The sequence below is a fragment of the Cellulomonas bogoriensis 69B4 = DSM 16987 genome (assembly GCF_000767165.1).
Taxonomy (GTDB): Bacteria; Actinomycetota; Actinomycetes; order Actinomycetales; family Cellulomonadaceae; genus Actinotalea; species Actinotalea bogoriensis.
Window position 1 is genome coordinate 1 of record NZ_AXCZ01000418.1, and the last position, 640, is coordinate 640.

General features: G+C 75.9%; 1 protein-coding gene. It reads left to right on the forward strand.

Annotation, left to right across the window (positions count from 1 at the left end; all coding sequences use genetic code 11):
- Positions 1 to 640, forward strand: a 640-nt coding sequence (locus tag N869_RS15780; protein WP_035063282.1) for an FtsX-like permease family protein, incomplete at both ends; no start/stop codon positions are given.

Consider the following 640-nt stretch of genomic DNA (forward strand, 5'->3'; position numbering starts at 1 on the left):
GGCCGGCCGCTCACCGTCACCGGCGTCCTGGACTCGGCCCCCCGCGGGGTCGAGGTGCTCGCCGGGCACGAGGCGTTGACCGCACCGCCCACCGTCGGTGAGCCGGGTGCCATGCACGAGGACGTCGGCGTCTCCTGGTACGTGGTCGGCCCCCAGCCCGTGGAGTGGGACGACGTCCTGGCGGTCAACGCGCTCGGCTCGTCGGTCGTGAGCCGAGCGGTCCTCCTGGACCCGCCGCCCCGCTCCCAGGTCCCCCGGCACCCCGCCGACGACCTCGACGGCGCAGCAGAGACCGAGACCGCCGTCCTTGTCGCAGGTGTGGCAGCGGTCGTGCTCCTGGAGGCGGTGCTGCTCATCGGCCCGGCGTTCGCGGTCGGGGCGAGGCGTAACGAGAGGCAGCTGGCGCTGCTCGGGGCCGTGGGCGCCGAGCAGCGCACCGTCCGGCACGTCGTCCTGCTCGGGGGGCTGCTCGTGGGGACCCTCGCCGCTCTCGTCGGCGCCGCCGCGGGGCTGGTCGTGGCCGTCGTGGTCCGGCTCGTCACCAGGGCGCTGGGCCAGACGACCTTCATGCCCGCGCTGCAGGTGCCGTGGCTCGTCGTCGCAGCGTTCGTGGCGGTGGGGGCCGTGGCGGCGACCCTGG